This is a genomic window from Streptomyces sp. NPDC102283 (assembly GCF_044766265.1).
Taxonomy (GTDB): Bacteria; Actinomycetota; Actinomycetes; order Streptomycetales; family Streptomycetaceae; genus Streptomyces.
Genome location: NZ_JBIWLQ010000003.1, coordinates 165,910 through 180,033, shown reverse-complemented (window position 1 = coordinate 180,033; position 14,124 = coordinate 165,910). Strand labels below are relative to the sequence as shown.

The 14,124-nt window shown below is 72.0% G+C and carries 8 protein-coding genes; 3 read left to right on the top strand and 5 right to left on the bottom strand.

Annotated features, from left to right (window positions below; genetic code table 11):
- Positions 1–25: 25 nt before the first annotated feature.
- The gene (locus tag ACIRJT_RS07590; protein WP_403905841.1) at positions 26–778 is read right to left on the bottom strand and encodes a class I SAM-dependent methyltransferase; all 753 of its coding nucleotides are present in this window, start codon (positions 776–778) and stop codon (positions 26–28) included.
- Positions 779–868: 90 nt separating this feature from the next.
- Here ACIRJT_RS07590 and ACIRJT_RS07585 point away from each other — a divergent pair, with 90 nt between their 5' ends.
- The 3 genes from ACIRJT_RS07585 (at position 869) to ACIRJT_RS07575 (ending at position 3,639) form a co-directional block, all read left to right on the top strand.
- Positions 869–1,774, top strand: coding sequence for a metal-dependent hydrolase (locus tag ACIRJT_RS07585; protein WP_403905838.1), 906 nt, complete (start codon positions 869–871; stop codon positions 1,772–1,774).
- A 3-nt stretch (positions 1,775–1,777) separates the two neighbouring features.
- A complete protein-coding gene (locus ACIRJT_RS07580) occupies positions 1,778–2,860 on the top strand; it encodes a PDR/VanB family oxidoreductase (protein WP_403905836.1) in 1,083 nt (360 codons plus the stop codon).
- A 62-nt stretch (positions 2,861–2,922) separates the two neighbouring features.
- Complete coding sequence (locus ACIRJT_RS07575) at positions 2,923–3,639, top strand: TetR/AcrR family transcriptional regulator (RefSeq protein ID WP_403905834.1); 717 nt, start codon at positions 2,923–2,925, stop codon at positions 3,637–3,639.
- 14 nt (positions 3,640–3,653) lie between these two features.
- Here ACIRJT_RS07575 and ACIRJT_RS07570 read toward each other — a convergent pair whose 3' ends face one another.
- The 4 genes from ACIRJT_RS07570 to ACIRJT_RS07555 all read right to left on the bottom strand — a co-directional run bounded on the left by ACIRJT_RS07570 (position 3,654) and on the right by ACIRJT_RS07555 (position 14,041).
- A complete protein-coding gene (locus ACIRJT_RS07570; protein ID WP_403905831.1) occupies positions 3,654–4,358 on the bottom strand; it encodes a DUF2470 domain-containing protein in 705 nt (234 codons plus the stop codon).
- Positions 4,359–4,485: 127 nt separating this feature from the next.
- Positions 4,486–6,687 carry an ATP-binding protein gene (locus ACIRJT_RS07565; protein WP_403906559.1) on the bottom strand — a complete coding sequence of 734 codons (2,202 nt, stop codon included), beginning with the start codon at positions 6,685–6,687 and terminating at the stop codon, positions 4,486–4,488.
- Between the two features lie 180 nt (positions 6,688–6,867).
- Complete coding sequence (gene pulA, locus ACIRJT_RS07560; RefSeq protein ID WP_403905829.1) at positions 6,868–12,186, bottom strand: pullulanase-type alpha-1,6-glucosidase; 5,319 nt, start codon at positions 12,184–12,186, stop codon at positions 6,868–6,870.
- A 124-nt stretch (positions 12,187–12,310) separates the two neighbouring features.
- Positions 12,311–14,041, bottom strand: a complete 1,731-nt coding sequence (locus tag ACIRJT_RS07555; protein ID WP_403905827.1) for a carbohydrate-binding module family 20 domain-containing protein — start codon at positions 14,039–14,041, stop codon at positions 12,311–12,313.
- Between the last annotated feature and the right edge of the window lie 83 nt (positions 14,042–14,124).

Below are 14,124 nucleotides of genomic sequence, written 5' to 3'. Positions count from 1 at the left end.
GCCCGTCCCGCACGCGGAAGCGGGTTCAGGGGCGGGCCACGGCAAGACTCACGACGTACGCCTCCTCGACCGCACCGTCCGGGAACAGGGCGGTCAGAAGAGCCCGTTCGCGGTCGAAGTAGTCGCCGACCGCCGCCGGGTCGCCGATCAGGAAGTCGGAGTGGGTGGCCAGGTTGGCGATATGGGTGTCGATCGGTACGCGCCGGCTCCAGGTCACCTGCCGGGTGCGGAAGTCGAGCCCGTCGGGCAGTTCGGCCCGGAAGCGGGCCCGGTGGGACGGGACGGCGGGGACCTCCACCCCGAAGAAGACCCGCATCCGGTTCTCCTGGTCGACGAGCCACTCCACGGACGGGTCGCCGTCGTTCCACCAGAGCGCCAGCGCCCCGCCCGGCCGCAGCACCCGGCGGACCTCGGGGATCGAGCGGGCCGGGTCGGTCCAGTGCCAGGCCTGGGCGTACGAGATCAGGTCCATGGAACCGGTGCGCAGCGGCAGGCTGTTCCCGTCACCCCGGACCAGCGGCACGTCCGGCAGCCCCCGGCGGAACTGCCCGGCCATCCCGTCGCCCGGCTCCACCGCCGTGACCCGGGCACCGCGCTCGTAGAGACGCGCCGTGCCGAGTCCCGTCCCCGCTCCGACGTCCGCGACCCGGGCTCCGGCGAGCGGCAGCCCGGCCAACTCCTCGACGGCGTCGAACAGGGCGGGCGGGTAGGAGGGGCGGTGCGCGTCGTAGGCGGCGGCGATGGCGTCGAAGGAGCGGGCCTGCACGGGTTTTGTCATACCCGCAATCATCGCGCGTGCTTCCCGGAACGATACGGAAATCTCTGCACGCCTCTGGTCCCCCCACCTACCCGCCAGTACATTGACGCCATGTCTAATACGCAGCCAGCGGCGGTCGCGTCGGAGCGGACGCCCCTCAAGGCCCGCAAGGTGTCCTTCGCCTGGGAGCAGACCCCCCTGCACTGGGTGCCGGGCGACCCGTTCACCACGCACACCATCAATGTGCTCCATCTGCTGCTCCCCGCCGGGGAACGCTGGTTCATCCACGTCTACCGGCAGATACTCCCGTACATCCACGACGACCGACTGCGCGAGGATGTCATCGGGTTCATCGGGCAGGAGGCCGTGCACTCGCAGGCGCACGACGATGTGCTGCCGCACCTGCGGGAGTTGGGCCTCGACCCGACCCCGTACACCGCGCAGGTCGACTGGTTCTTCGAGAAGCTGCTCGGGGACCGGACCCTGCCGCCGGGGCGGGCCTCTAAGTGGTGGCTGATGGAGCGGGTGGCGACGATCGCGGCGATCGAGCACTACACCGCGTTCCTCGGCGACTGGATCCTCAACGCCGACGCCCTGGACCGCCGGGGCGCGGATCCGACGATGCTCGATCTGCTGCGCTGGCACGGGGCGGAGGAGGTCGAGCACCGGTCGGTGGCCTTCGACGTCTTCATGCACGTGGACGGCGGCTACCGGCGGCGGGTGCGTACCTGGGCGGCGGCGTTCTCCGCACTGGTGTTCCTCTGGCAGCGCGGCACCCGCTTCTTCATGGAGAACGACCCCACGCTGCTGGGCGGCAAGGCCTCCTTCAAGGCGTTCCACGCGAGCGGCAAGCAGGGCACGCTGCCCAGCACGCGCTCGATCCTGCGGTCCGTGCCGAGCTACCTCAGCCGGTCGTACCACCCCTCCCAGGAGGGCAGTACGGCCCAGGCCGTGGAGTACCTGAACCGCTCCCCCGCCGCGCTCGCCGCGGAGACCGCCGCGACGGAAGGGGCCTGACCCGTGGCTCTGCCCCGTCTGCGTACCGTCGTGCTCGTCTCCGGCGCCGCCCTGCTCACCCGGCGCGCCCTCGAGCGCCGGATCGCCCGGTCCCCGCTGTGGCCGCTGCCCGCTCTGCCCGAGCCGGTATCGGGCCACTCGAAGCGGCGCGCGACCTCGGTCCGGCGGCTGCTGGTCACCGGGCGGACCGTGGTCGCCGACGGCGTCGTCCAGCTCCGGCTGGAGGGGGCCGGCCTGCCGCGCTGGGAGCCGGGAGCCCATCTGGACCTGGTGCTGCCGTCCGGTCTGGTGCGGCAGTACTCCCTGTGCGGCGACCCGGACGACACCGGTGCCTACACCGTGGCGACCCGGCTGGTGGAGGGCGGCCGGGGCGGTTCGCGGGAGGTGCACGAACAGCTCCGGGAAGGCCAGGAGGTCGAGGTGCGCGGGCCGCGCAACCGCTTCCCGCTGGCCGAGGCCGGGGCCTACGTCTTCGTCGTCGGCGGCATCGGGATCACCCCGGTGTGGCCGATGCTGCGGTCGCTGGCCGCGTCGGGGGCCCACTGGCGGCTGCTGTACGGAGGCAGGTCGCGGGGATCGATGCCGTTCCTGGAGGAGATCGAGGCGCTCGACGCGGACGGGGGCCGGGTCACGGTCGTCGCCCAGGACGAGGCGGGCCACCCGGACGTCGCGGCGGTGCTGGGCGCGCTCGACCCGGGCACGGCGGTCTACTGCTGCGGGCCCGAGCCGCTGATGGACGCCGTCGCCGCCGCGCTCCCGGAGGGGCACCCGCTGCACCTGGAGCGGTTCTCGGCCGCGCCGGGTGACGCGACGGGCCCCGGCTCCGGGGCGTTCGAGGTGGAGCTGCGGCGCAGCGGGCGCACCGTGCCGGTCGCGGCCGGGCAGTCGGTCCTGGCCGCTGTCCGCACCGCGGTGCCCCATGTCGCGTACTCCTGCGAGCAGGGGTTCTGCGGAACCTGCCAACAGCGGGTCCTGGAGGGCGAGATCGACCACCGGGACGATCTGCTGACCGACGACGAGCGGGGCGACTCGATGCTGATCTGTGTCTCGCGCTGCCGAGGCGGACGTCTCGTCCTGGACCTGTAGGGGTGCTCGCCGGACCGGTGTCCGCCGCGCGACGCCCCCTCGGCCCCGGATAGGCTGTCCGTATGACGACCGGAATGCGGCGCAGGATGGGCGTCGACGAGCGCAGACAGCAACTGATCGGCGTCGCGCTGGACTTGTTCAGCCGGCGCTCGCCCGAGGAGGTGTCGATCGACGAGATCGCCGCGGCCGCCGGTATCTCCCGTCCGCTGGTGTACCACTACTTCCCCGGGAAGCAGAGCCTGTACGAGGCGGCGCTGCGGCGGGCCGCGGACGAGCTGGCGGCGCGCTTCCTGGAGCCCCTGGAAGGCCCCCTGGGCGCGCGGCTGCTCCGCGTGACGGGGCGGTTCTTCGACTTCGTCGACGATCACGGCCCCGGCTTCTCCGCGCTGATGCGGGGCGGGCCGGCGGTCGGTTCCTCCACGGCGAACGCCATGATCGACGGGGTGCGGCAGGCCGCGTACGAGCAGATCATCACGCATCTCGGGGTGACCGAACCGCCGGCCCGGCTGGAGCTGGTGGTCCGCTCCTGGGTCTCGCTCGCCGAGTCGACGGCGCTGATCTGGCTGGACGGGCGGCGTATCCCGCGCGCCGAGCTGGAGACGCAGCTGGTGCACGACTTCGCGGCGCTCGCCGCGGTCAGCGCCGCGTACGACCAGGAGATGGCGGGCATCGTGCTGCGGGTGCTGTCCCAGGAGCCGGCGGACGGCCCGTTCGGTGAACTGCTCGCCCGGCTCTCCGCGTTCGCCCCGGACGTGCCCGCGCAGCGCCTGCCGCACTGAGCCCTTGATTCCGCCTAGGCCGGCAGGCCGTTGCGGTGGGAGACGCGGCGGGCGGCGGCCAGCAGGGCGTGGATCTGCGGACCCGCCTGGTCGATCTCGGTGACCGGGCGGGGGAACGGCAGGCGCACGTCCTCGTGGGTGCGGGGGTATTCGAGTCGCAGGGTCACCCCGAAGCGGTCCATCGCCAGCGGCACCGCCCGCGTCATGCCGCGCTCCGGGCGGGGATGGACGAGGCGCAGGAGCAGCGGGACGAGTTCGGCGTGGTCGTCCACCAGATGGGTGAGCATGCCCGCCTCGCAGGCGGCGATCGGGTCGGTCTCCACCTCCTCCATCTCCTCCAGGGTGACGAAGGTGCGCCCCTCGCCGTCCTCCAGGACGGCCTGCCCGAACTCCATGCAGGTGCTCTGCTCGGTGCCGGTGCCGTACGGGGCGGCGAGCAGCCCGGTGACCGTGACGCGGGCACGCAGCCGGTCGCGTACGGGAGTGGGGGCGATGTCCGTGAACTCCAGGCGCGCCGGGACGCGTTCGGCGCTCGGCGCGTGGCCGCCGTCGTCCGGGGCGTGCAGGTGGATATGGCCCATCGCGCGTCCGCCGTCGAGGCGGCGGACTTCGGTGTGCAGTCCGTCGCTGACCACGGTCATGGAGTGGGCGACGGTCAGGATCGACCGGACGCGCTCGGCGCGGGTCGGCTGCGTGGCGCGGGGGCGGGAAAGACGCATCCGAGTTCTCCAGGAGGGGTCAGCGGAACCCAAGTGGCTACTTAGGTATGCCTAACCTTACCCACATGGCCCGGGTGTGGGTAGTCCGGGGACTCCATCGGCGCACCGATGTCCGCCCACGCCCAGGTCAGAGCTGTAGCTCGGTACGCAGCGCGGCGGCGAGGCCGACCTCCGCGTTGTCCGACTGGCCGCGCTCGAAGGCGCGCTGGTAGGCCTCGTCGCCGATGGCCGCGCGCGCCTGGAGCTCGCACCTCTCGCGAACCGGCCCCAGCTCGGGCGTGCCGCGCTGGGGATGGCCGACCATGCGCCAGTACGCGTGCCCGGTGCCGTAGACCCGGGCGGCCTGCGCGCCCGCGCCCTGGGCGGCGATGGCGGCGGCCAGGATGTCCAGTCCCAGCGCGATCCCGAAGCTGTCGCGGAGCCGGTGCTTGCCCGCGAGCATCGACCGGGCGTGCGCGGCGGAGGCCGCCGGGCGGTCCTGGAACAGGGCGATCAGCGCGAGCTGGTAGTCCGCGTAGGAACGGGTCCAGTATTCGCCGCCGCGTTCGCAGGCCCGGCGCAGCGTGGTGGCCGCCGCCTCGGACTCGTCGAGCCGGCCGAGCGCGGTGAGCGCGAAGACGGTGATGAGGTGGCAGCGCAGCCGGTGGGCCGAGTCCACCGGGAGGCCCTCGGTCATCCGCAGCACCCGCCCGGCCGCCTCCAGGGCCGCGGCGGGCTCCCCGGTCATCAGCTGGGTGAGGCCGGAGAGATAGGCAGCGCCGAGCATGCCCTCGTCGTCCCGGTCGAGCAGGGCGACGGCCGTGCACAGCGCCCCGTACTTCTCGGCGGTCGCGAAGTCGCCCTGGAGCAGGGCCGCGACGCCGAGGACCCATTGCAGCCTGGTCCGGTGGGGTCCCTCCACGGGGCCCGCGTCCAGCGCGCGCTGGGCGTAGCTCCGGGCTTCGGAGAGGTGGCCGCAGCAGGCCCAGAAGAAGCCGACGCGGCCCGCCATCTCCTGGGCCCCGCCGACGTCGTGGACGAGCAGGTGCTCCAGGGCGGCGCACAGGTCGAGGTGGGTGTCGGCCACCTTGTGGTACCAGGACACCTGCCCGGCTCCGGTCCAGCCGTCGTGGGCGCGGCGGGCGAGGCCGAGGAAGCTGCTCGCGTGCCGGTCGGCGGCGGCGCGGGCCTCGCCCAGCTCGGTGAGCCACATCCGGCCGTACTCGCGGAGGGTGTCGAGCATCCGGTAGCGGTCGCCGTCGCGCTGGACGACACACTGGGCGACGAGCCCCTGGAGGGCCCGGTCCACCTCGTCCGGGGTGAGCGGGCCGCCCACGCAGACCTCCCGGGCGACCTCCTCGTCGAAGTCGGTCCGCAGCGGGGTGAGGCGGGCCCACAGGAGGCGCTCCAGCGGGGTGCACAGCTCGTGGGACCAGCCGATGGCGGTGCGCAGGGTGCGGTGGCGGCGCGGCCACACCGTCGCGTCGGCGAGGAGGTCGAGGCGGGCCGTGTCCGGGCTCCCCTCCGCCTCGTCCGCCTCGTCCGCCTCGTCCGCCCCTGTCGCGCCCGGCGCCCCGGACCCGGGCGCTCCGAAGCCGGGTGCGAGAGCGAGGACGCCGCTGCGGCCCGGCACGCCGAAGCCGCCGCCCCGGACGTCGAAGCGGCTGCCGATGCGGGTGGCGAGCTGGGCCACGCTGTGCCGGCCGATGCCCGCGGCGGCCAGCTCGATGGCGAGCGGGATGCCTTCGAGGCGGCGGCAGATCTCGGCGGCCGCCGCCTCGTCGCCCGGGGAGTCGAGACCGGCCCGGGGATCGGCGGCGCGGAGCCGGTCGGCGAAGAGCTGGAGGGCGTCGGGCGCGCCGTCGACCGGGAGCGGCGGCACCTCGACGACGTACTCGCCCCGGGTGCCGAGCGGCTGCCTGCTGGTGACCAGGACCGTCAGGCCCGACGAGGTGGTCAGGATCTCGGCCAGCAGGTGGGAGCAGGCGGCGCGGAGGTGTTCGGCGGAGTCGAGGACCAGCAGGAGGTGCTTGTCGCCGAGCCATTCGCAGAGCGCCTCGACGGGCATCCGCAGGGTGTGGTCCGCGAGTCCGACCGCGTCCGAGACGGTGGGGAGCAGCAGCCCGTCGTCGTAGAGCGGGGAGAGGTCGGCCCACCAGGCCCCGTCCGCGTAACGGTCGGCGGCGGCGCGGGCGGCCCGGAGCGCGAGCCGGGTCTTGCCGACGCCGCCGGGGCCGATCAGGGTGGTCATCCGCCGGGTGGTCAACGCGGTTCCCAGCCGGGCCAGTTCGGCCCGCCTCCCGACGAAGCTGCTCGTCTCGTCGGGAAGGTATCCCACCTTGGTCATCATCACCGTCCGCACGCTGGGGCAGGGTGCGCCGGCGAGCCGACCGCCCCGGGTGGGGCTCCTGCCGCGCACACCGGGCCGGTCCCGCCTCCCCTCCCGGGGAGGCGGGACCGGCCCGGTGAACCAGGACGGCTGTCGCGGCTCCATCGCCGACGTCTGCCGTCACCGTAGTGCTGTCCGAGGTCAGCGCAGCCTGAAGACGGCCGCCGTGCGTCCCGGGACGGTGAAAGTGGCCGATTTCCGGTCGTACCTGGCTCGTTTGACGGTAGAGTCCGCCCCCTCGGCCTGGACGGGGTGCAGTGCGTACGTCTTCCCCGCCGGTGCGACGAGCCGCTGGTCGGCGGTGGTCGGCGCGGCGTTGAGGACGACGACCAGGTCGCCGAGGCGCATGGTGATCACGCCCGGCGTCTCGGCCGGGCCGGAGAGCGGGAAGGACAGGGCGGACCGCACCTGACCGGCGGTGCGCAGGGAGAACTCCTTCTCGGTGGAGCGGATGGTGAGCAGGTCGCGGTAGGCGGCAGAGGCCCCGTCGATCTGCGCGCACTTCGGCGCGATGGTGCCGGTGGCGGCCAGGAGCGGCTTCGCGTACGCCCACTTGTCCTGGTTGTCGGCGGCGGGCGGCAGGCCCCGGCCGAAGCCGTTGCCGTCGCGGCAGTCCCAGTGCAGGGCGTTGAACCAGTCGCCGCTGTCGTAGGAGTTGCGGTCCAGTGACTTGGAGCGCAGCAGGTCGGTGCCCGCCTGGGAGAGCGAGGGGCCCTGGGAGAGGACGGAGGCGGCCATGGCCACCACCTGGGCCCTGGCCCGTTCGGCTGCCGTCGTGTCGGCCGGGAGCTTGAAGGCGAGGGTGTCGAAGAGGGTCTCGTTGTCGTGGGCGTCGGAGTAGGCCAGCGCGTCGCCGGGTGCGGCCGCGTATCCGGCGGGCGCCCCGTTGTAGTCGACCTCGGAGCCCTTGACCGTGCGGCCGGAGGTGTCGGTGAAGGTGTAGTCGGCGAGGTTGCCGGTGAGGCCGACCTTGATCAGGTCCTGGTAGTGCAGCAGCCGGGCCTTCTGCTCGGCGCGGGTGCCGTTGGCCGGGGAGGAGTTGGGGTCGGTGTAGAGGCCGGTGGCGAAGCCCTGGACGCCGGGGTCCTCGTCGAAGGGGCCGCCGCCGCGCACGGCGTCGCGGGCCCGGTCGGAGAAGGTGGCGATGCCGGTGCCGGCCATGTTCTTCTGGGTGGCCTGGACGAAGCGGGCGTCGTCCGCGATCTCGCCGAAGTTCCAGCCCTCGCCGTACAGGATGATCTTCCTGCCGTCGACGCCGTCCTCGGCGAGCGTGAGCCGGTCCAGCGCCTTGCGGACCTCGAGGATGTTGTCCTTGGGGTGGTGGCCCATCAGGTCGAAGCGGAAGCCGTCGACCTTGTACTCCTTCGCCCAGGTGACGATCGAGTCGACGACGAGCTTGCCCATCATGGTGTTCTCGGGGGCGGTGTTGGCGCAGCAGGTGGAGGTGGCGACGCTGCCGTCCGCCAGGAGGCGCTGGTAGTAGCCGGGCACGACCTTGTCGAGGACCGACTTGTCGTCCTGCCCGGAGGCGACGGTGTGGTTGTAGACGACGTCCATGACGGTGCGCAGTCCGGCCTGGTTGAGGCCCTGGACCATTCTCCGGAACTCGACCGTGCGCTCGGTGCCGTCCGGGTCGGAGGCGTAGGAGCCCTCGGGGACGGTGTAGTGCAGCGGGTCGTAACCCCAGTTGAAGCCGTCCTTGGCGGCGGCCTTGCTGACGCAGGCCTGCTGCTCCTCGGAGTCGGGGGCGTAGACGTGGAGATCGCAGGCGGGCTGCTGCTGGTCCTTCTTCTTCTCCGGGATCGTCCCGATGTCGAAGACGGGCAGCAGGTGGACGTAGCTCGTGCCGGCGTCGGCGAGCTTCTTGAGGTGCTGCATGCCCTTGGAGCGGGTGTCGGTGAAGGCCAGGTACTCACCGGGGTGGGTCGCCGTGCGGTCCGTGACGGAGAAGTCCCGGACGTGCAGCTCCTGGATCTGGGCGTCCCGCAGCGGGGTGGCGGCGGGCTTCTTCAGACCCGACCAGCCGCGCGGGGCGAGCTTCGGGTCGGTGAGGTCGACGACGAGGCTGCGGGCGGAGTCGGCGGTCAGGGCCGTGGAGTAGGGGTCGGTGACCTTGTTGGTGACCAGCTTCTGGACGGTGGGCGCCCAGACGGTCACCGCGTACCGGTAGGGCTTGGCGCGCCAGCTCTTCTTGCCGGTGACCGACCAGACGCCGGTGCGGTCGTCGCGCTTCATCGGGTGGGTGCGGCCGTCGAGTTCGAGCGAGACGGTCCGGGCGGTGGGGGCCCACACGGAGAGCGTGGGCGTGCCCTTGCGGAAGACGGGGCCGAGGTCGGCGGAGGCGGCCTTCTTCCCGTACAGGTCGTCCAGGATGCCGGCGGTCTGTACGCCGGTGGCGGCGAGCAGGGCCCCGTTGGCGGCGCGCTGGGTGGCGACGAGCTGGCCGCGCAGGGATTCCCGGACGCGGTCCCGGTCACGGGCGTCCACGGTGAACGCCGGGTAGTCCTCGAGGTGCGGGTACTTCGCCTTCTGCGCGTCACTGAGCGCGGACTGCGTGAGCCGCAGCCACCGGCCCTCGTCGGAGAGCGCCCCGTCGACGACGGAGATGCCGCCCTTCTCCGCGTACACGAGCTGCTGGCTGGTGGCGTCGGTCGTCTTCACCTTCCAGACGACGGTGTGCGCGTCGATCCACTGCGCCTCGGCCTTCGACAGGTCGGGGGCCGCGCCGCCGCCGGTCTGCGGGAGCAGGTAGCCGGGCTTGCCCCCGAGCATCCAGACCTCGTGGCCGTACGTGGCGAGGTCGAGGGACTGGTCGCTGGGCAGGTCCTTCTCGTCGCCCTTGTGCAGGATGTAGCTGAGGGTGGTGGCCCCGTCGACGAGCGGCACCTCGAAGGTGACCCCGTAGGCGTCCTTCCTCACCGGCATCAGCGGCTTGGACCAGTCGGTGGGCTCCTTGGCCCCGGCCCAGGTGTGCAGCCCCCAACCGTCGTAGTTCCCGTCCGGGCGGTGGTAGTTGAGGACCGCCTTGGCGGTGTCCTGCGGCGGGGCCTCGGGGGCTTCGGCCCGCTGCCCGTCCTTGCCCTGTTCGATCCAGACCTGTCCGGTCACGCCGAGGTCGATCGTCCGCTGCGGTCCGTCGGCCGTGCCGTTCCTCTCGACGGTGTACGGGACGGAGTCGGTGCCCTTCTCCAGGTCGATCCAGGCGAACGCGCCGTAGGCGTCCCGCCCGATGAACTCGGCTGTCCGTCCGCCGGACTTCAACTGCCAGCCCTCGTAGTCGCCGTCGGGGCGCTGGTAGTGGACGACGGCCCGGTCGCGCTCGACGGCGACGGGTTTCGGCTTCGGCGGTGTCGCTCCCGCGGTGGTCGCGGCGAGGGCACTGGTGGTGCGGCCCGCCCGGTCGACGACGACGGCCTTGTAGCGCAGCGGCGTTCCCGCCTTCACCGTCTCGTCGAGGTACTGGGTGACCTTGTACGGGGCGTGGTCGGCCGAACCGAGCGTCTTCCACTTCCCGTTGCCCACCTGGGCGGCGAAGACGACCCGGTTGAGCTGTCCGCCGTCCACGTCGGCGGTGATCCCGACGGTGCCGGTGGCGCCGGCGGCCGGGGCCTTCAGCGTGATCGCGGGCTTGGCCGCGGGGGCGCCCGCGGTCCGGTCCGCCTTCAGCGCGACGCTGGAGAGCGCGGGCACGGTGACGGTGACCTTCTTGTCCTTGCCGCTACGGACCGAGCCGGAACCGCCGTAGAGCGTGCGGAAGTTCATGTCGGCCGACTCGGTGGCGAGCTGGACCTTCCGCGGGCTCGTGCCGTTGTTGGAGGCGACGAGGTATTCGTACGGCCGCTCGGTGTCGATGCGCGAGGTGGCGTACACCGAGCCTTCCGCGAACCGCTCGATCTGCGTGCCGTCGCGCAGCGCCGGGTGGGCCTCGGTGAGCTCGGCGAGGGCGGCGATGGAGCGGTAGACCGGGTGCTTCGTGTCGTACGCGTCCGAGGCGTGCGTCCGGTCGGTGCCGAGCTGGTCGTCGTCGAGGTAGTCGGCGGTCTTCGAGGCGAAGAGCGTCTGGCGGGAGTCCTTGTCGCCGCCGGCTCCGGTGAAGCCCTGCTCGTCGCCGTAGTAGATCACCGGGTTGCCCCGGCCGAGGAACATCAGCTCGTTGGCGAGCCGGGCCCGCTTCAGCAGCTCGGCGTCATCGGCCTTCGGGTTGTCCTGCTTCAGGAAGGTCCCGATGCGGCCCATGTCGTGGTTGCCGAGGAAGGTGACCTGCTCGTAGGCGTTGGCCTTGTCGGTGGTGTAGCGGTAGTCGTTGCCGTACACCGAGGCGAGCTTGTCGGCGGGCGCGCCCTGGGACGCGAACTGCCGGGCGGCGTCCTGGAAAGGGAAGTCCAGCGTGGAGTCCAGGCGGCCCCGGGTGACGTACGGGGAGGTCACCTCGGTGTCGGCGGAGTAGACCTCGCCGAACATGAAGAAGTCGTCCCGGCCGCGCTTCGCGGCGTACGCGTCCAGCGCGGTGGCCCACTGGGTCCAGAAGTCCAGGTCGACGTGTTTGACCGTGTCGATGCGGAAGCCGTCGATGTCGAAGTCGCGGACCCACTTCTCGTAGATCTTCTCCATGCCCTTCACGACCTCGGGACGCTCGGTCCACAGGTCGTCGAGCCCGGAGAAGTCGCCGTACTCGTTGGACTCGCCGGCCCACGTCGAGTCGCCCCGGTTGTGGTACATGGTGGGGTCGTTGAGCCAGGAGGGGACCTTCTCGCCGACGCCGGACGTCTTCACCGGGGTGTACGGGAAGGAGTCCCGGTCCACCTTCTCGACGCCGTCGCGGTCGTCGAAGGGGCGGCCGTCCGCGTCGAGGTAGGGGAAGGCGCCCTTCGGCTTGTAGCCGTAGGTCTTCTCCGCGTAGTCGACGGTGTCGGCGGTGTGGTTGGTGATGACGTCGAAGAAGACCTTCATGCCCTTGGCGTGGGCCTTGTCGATCAGCCGCTCCAGGTCGGCGTTGGTGCCGAAGTGCGGGTCGACCTGGGTGAAGTCGGTGATCCAGTAGCCGTGGTAGCCCGCCGAGGCGTCCTTGCCGGTGCCCTGCACGGGCCGGTTCTTGAAGATCGGCGCCATCCAGATGGCGGTGGTGCCGAGGTCCTTGATGTAGTCGAGCTTCTGAGTGAGGCCCTTGAGGTCGCCTCCCTGGTAGAACCCCTTGTCGGTGGGGTCCCAGCCGTGCTCCAGCCGCGAACCGGTCAGCCCGCCCCGGTCGTTGGAGGGGTCGCCGTTGGCGAACCGGTCGGGCAGCACGAAGTAGAACTGCTCGCGCGTGAGGTCGTGCCGGTCCGCCTCACGGGCGAGTTTCGCGTCCGAGGGCGGGGCCGGCGGCCGGGGCGACGCGGCGGCGGTGGCCGCCGGGACGACGGGCAGCAGCGCCGCGCACAGGGCGGCCACCGTCCATCGTCCGAGGATGGTTCGGGACACGGAGGGTGCTCCTCAGGGCTTGATCGGTGGGTCGAGCGGTAGGTCGAGCGGTGGCCCGGACAGTGGGCCGGTCGGCGGGGCAGCGGGCCGGTGGCGGTGCCACCGGCCCGCTGGGGTCGGAGGGTCAGCCGCGCCAGACGTCGGCGGTCAGCGTGACCTTCCCGGAGGCCGGAACGGTGGCGGTGCGGTTGGCGCCGCTCTCCCAGGTGACGTTGCCACCGGCGTCCTTGCGGACGTACTTGTAGGCGAACGTGGTCCCGGCGGGCAGGTCCACGTCCAGCTTCCACACGGGGTACGCCGCCGGGTCGAGCTTCGGCGCGACCGCCGGGTTCCAGTTGCCGAGGGCTGCCTGGTCGCCGGTGACGTGGATGTTCTGGCCGGGCCGGGTGGTGGCGTTGACGCCGAAGGAGGCGCCGGAGGTGCCGTTTCCGGGGCCCGGGTCGGGGTCCGTGCCGCCACCCCCACAGGTCCGGGCGCCGGTGTGCAGGGCGACGGCGGTGCCGGCCGCGACGGTGGCGGTGAACTGTCCGGAGCCGTTGACCTGGACCCCCTTGCCGGACTGGACGTCGCAGTAGTCGCCGGCGGGCAGCGAGGTCTGGAAGGTCCGGTTCAGTGCGGAGCCCTCGTGGTTGATGGCGACGTAGGCCTTGTTCCCCCGGCCGAAGGCGATCTGGTCGCCGCCGTTGTCCCACCAGTTGGTGACGGCCTGGCCGCGCGCGGTGTTGCGGAGCCCGACCATGGAGGAGATCTCGCGCCAGGCGTGCTGGCACTTCCAGCCGTCGCTGTAGCAGGCGTTCACCTGGCCGCCGTTGGGCGGTCCGGCGTCGTGGTCGCTGAACTCGTAGCCGGAGTGGACGTCCGGGGAGCCGTAGGGCCAGGCCAGCATGAACACGCTGGCGAGCGTGTAGGCGGAGCCGGCCTTGTAGTTGAGGGTGTCGCCGCCGCGCTCGGTGTCGTGGTTGTCGACGAAGACGGCGGACTTTCCGGACTCCATGAAGCCCCAGCCCTCACCGAAGTTCTTCAGGTGGGCGAGGTTCTCGTTGAGGAAGACCTGCTTGAGGCTCCGCCCGTACCGGAACTCCTGGACGTCTCCGCTGCCCAGGTACTCGGAGGGCGAGACGGCCTCGCCCGCCCCGAAGATGGCCTCGTGCTTCCAGTAGACGTTCGTGTTGGTCAGCCGGGACTTGATGTTGGCGAGGTCCCCGGCGGGCATGTGCTTGGCGGCGTCGATCCGGAAGCCGTCGACGCCGAGCGAGAGCAGGTCGTTGAGGTAGCCGGCGATCCTGCCGCGTACGTAGTCCTCGCCGGTGTCCAGGTCGGCGAGGCCGACCAGCTCGCAGTTCTGGACGTTGCCGCGATCGTTGTAGTTGTTGATCTGGGACCGGCAGTCGTCGAGGTCGTTGCCCGAGTAGAGGCCCGGGTAGTCGTACTTGGTGTACGCGGAGCCCCCGGTGCCGGTGCCGCTGCCCGCCGACATGTGGTTGATGACCGAGTCGGCGATGACCTTGACCCCGGCCGAGTGACACGTGTTGACCATGGCGGAGAAGGCGGCCCGGTCGCCGAGCCGGCCGGCGATCCGGTAGCTGACGGGCTGGTAGGACGTCCACCACTGGCCGCCCTGGATGTGCTCCTGGGGCGGCGAGACCTGGACGTAGCCGTAGCCCGCCGGACCGAGGGTGTCCGTGCAGGCCTTGGCTATGGAGGCGAACTTCCACTCGAACATCACGGCGGTGACGTCCTTGTCGCCCGGAGCGGCGGCCTGCGCGGTGCCGGCGGCGCCGAATCCGGTGGGGATGACGAGGGCGGCGGCGCCGGCCACGAGGGCGAGCGCGGCAGACAGGGATCTGCGTGCCATGTCTTTCCTCCTGCGGGTGGGGGAAGCGGGGATGACGGTGCAGCCTCAGTCGGCAACGCGCCGTGCCCTCAAGGCTCCTGAAG

Bases quoted from the DNA above. Each gene is read 5' to 3' on its own strand.
- ACIRJT_RS07585 (WP_403905838.1), top strand. From the start codon at position 869: ATGTCTAATACGCAGCCAGCGGCGGTCGCGTCGGAGCGGACGCCCCTC.
- ACIRJT_RS07570 (WP_403905831.1), bottom strand. From the start codon at position 4,358: ATGCGTCTTTCCCGCCCCCGCGCCACGCAGCCGACCCGCGCCGAGCGC.
- ACIRJT_RS07590 (WP_403905841.1), bottom strand. From the start codon at position 778: ATGACAAAACCCGTGCAGGCCCGCTCCTTCGACGCCATCGCCGCCGCC.
- ACIRJT_RS07565 (WP_403906559.1), bottom strand. From the start codon at position 6,687: ATGATGACCAAGGTGGGATACCTTCCCGACGAGACGAGCAGCTTCGTC.
- ACIRJT_RS07555 (WP_403905827.1), bottom strand. From the start codon at position 14,041: ATGGCACGCAGATCCCTGTCTGCCGCGCTCGCCCTCGTGGCCGGCGCC.
- ACIRJT_RS07575 (WP_403905834.1), top strand. From the start codon at position 2,923: ATGACGACCGGAATGCGGCGCAGGATGGGCGTCGACGAGCGCAGACAG.